Source organism: Rhodococcus sp. HM1, assembly GCF_023218075.1.
Taxonomy (GTDB): Bacteria; Actinomycetota; Actinomycetes; order Mycobacteriales; family Mycobacteriaceae; genus Rhodococcus.
The window spans coordinates 1-2,250 of the sequence record NZ_JALPTB010000160.1; the positions used below are offsets into that span (position 1 = coordinate 1).

At 70.2% G+C, this 2,250-nt stretch carries 2 protein-coding genes; both read left to right on the forward strand.

Going from position 1 to position 2,250, the window contains the following annotated elements:
* A partial coding sequence (locus M1M07_RS32150; protein WP_248676750.1) for an acyl-CoA dehydrogenase family protein occupies nucleotides 1-1,587 on the forward strand: 1,587 nt, incomplete at its 5' end.
* A 104-nt stretch (nucleotides 1,588-1,691) separates the two neighbouring features.
* Nucleotides 1,692-2,177, forward strand: a complete 486-nt coding sequence (locus tag M1M07_RS32155) for an FAD:protein FMN transferase (RefSeq protein WP_248676751.1) — start codon at nucleotides 1,692-1,694, stop codon at nucleotides 2,175-2,177.
* Nucleotides 2,178-2,250 lie beyond the last annotated feature (73 nt).

Here is a 2,250-nt window from a genome sequence, read left to right on the forward strand (position 1 = left end):
GTCCCCGACCTCGTGCCCTACGACGCCGCCGACGACGCGTCGCTGCTCGAGGGACTGCGCCGCGAAGGTGCCGCCTGGGCCGAGGACGAGGTGCGCGCCCTCGGTGTCCTCGCCGGCGGCGCCCGCGCCCAGGACTGGGGCCGCCTCGCCAACGAGTACCCGCCCGTCCTGCACACCCACGACCGTTACGGCAACCGCATCGACGAGGTCGAGTTCCACCCGCACTGGCACGACCTGATGACCGTCGCCGTCGAACACGGACTGCACGGCGCGCCCTGGCGCGACCCGCGGCCGGGCGCCCACGTCGCCCGCGCCGCGAAGTTCTACACGTGGGGACAGGCCGACGCCGGGCACATGTGCCCGATCTCGATGACCTACGCGGCGATCCCCGCACTGCGGCACAACCCCGAACTCGCCGAACGCTACGAACCGCTGCTCGCGGCACCCCACTACGACTTCGGTCTGCGCGAACCGAGTTCGAAGCGCGGGCTGATCGCGGGCATGTCCATGACGGAGAAGCAGGGCGGCTCCGACGTGCGCGCCAACACCACCACCGCGACACCGAACGCCGACGGCAGCCACACGATCGTCGGCCACAAGTGGTTCACCTCGGCCCCGATGTCGGACCTGTTCCTGACCCTCGCGCAGACCGAACACGGACCCAGCTGTTTCCTGTTGCCGCGCGTGCTGCCCGACGGCACCCGCAACCGCATCCACATCCAGCGGCTCAAGGACAAGCTCGGCAACAAGTCCAACGCGTCCTCGGAGATCGAATACCAGGGTGCGATCGGCTGGCTCGTCGGACCCGAGGGGCGCGGTGTCGCGACCATCATCGAGATGGTCAACATGACCCGGCTCGACTGCGTCATCGGTTCGTCGATGGGCATGCGGATGGCCGCGCTGCGCGCGGTGCACCACGCGCGTCACCGGAAAGCGTTCGGCGCATTGCTGATCGACCAGCCGCTCATGCGGAACGTGCTCGCCGATCTCGTCGTCGAATCCGAGGCGGCGACGACGATGATGATGCGGCTGGCCGGCGCCACCGACCGCGCCTCGGGCGACCCGCAGGAGGCTGCGCTGCGACGCATCGCACTCGCCGTCACCAAGTACTGGGTGTGCAAGCGGGCACCGGCGCACGCCGCCGAGGCCCTCGAATGCCTCGGCGGCAACGGCTACGCGGAGGAGTCGGGCATGCCCCGGCTGTTCCGGGAGTCGCCGCTCATGTCGATCTGGGAGGGATCCGGCAACGTCGCCGCGCTCGATGCGCTGCGCGCCATGATCAAGCAACCCGACACCGTCGAGGCGTTCTTCGCCGAGGCCCGGCTCGCCGAGGGCGCCGATCGCCGGCTCGACGACGCGATCTCCCGGGTCGGCAAGGAACTCGCCGACCTCGAGAACGTCGAATACCGGGCCCGGCGGGTCGTCGAACTCATGGCCCTGGTCCTGCAGGGTGCGCAACTGGTGCGGCACGGGCATCCGGCCGTCGCCGACGCGTTCTGCGCGAGCCGCCTCGACCACGACTGGGGCATCGCGCTGGGCACCCTGCCGACCGGGGTCGACACCGCTGGGATTCTGGCCAGACTGTGACCGGGGCATACTGGTAGGCATCGTCACCGAATCGAACGTGCGTGGAGCCCGTCATGATCAGATTCAGCAGATGGCGGGGGTGGGGGGAACGAGTCACGCTGGCCGTGACCGAGTACGATGCGTTGCGCGACGCCGAGCGGCTCGTGCGGGACATCGTCATCGAGTCCGAAGCGGCCTGCAATCCGCAGCGCGGCGACGCCGAGATCCACGCCGTCAACCTCGCGCAGGGCATCCCGGTGCAGGTCAGCCCCCGGCTGTCGGTGCTGCTGCGCTCGGCGTTGTGGGCGGCCCGGATGACCGACGGCGTCGTCGATCCGCTGTCGGCCGACGACGCCGACCTCGACGAGGCCTCCACGGCGCCGATCCACCCGCTGCCCACCTACCTCGACGTGCAACTCGACGGCGAGACCGTCCTCACCCCGTACGGGGTGAGCCTGGACATCAGCGAGACCGCGAAGGCCGACACCGTCGACCGGGCCGCCGCCGCGGTGGCCCGCGACCTCGAATGCGGAGTCCTGGTGCGGATGGGCGAAACGGGCTCTTCGCAGTTAGCAGTGGCATTGGCGCCGGCTGGATGCGACCCGACGTGACCGTCGAGTGCAGGCCCACCGTACCCGGCGGCGTTGGTTCTCCGGGGTACGGAACCCGAACGCGATACGGCCG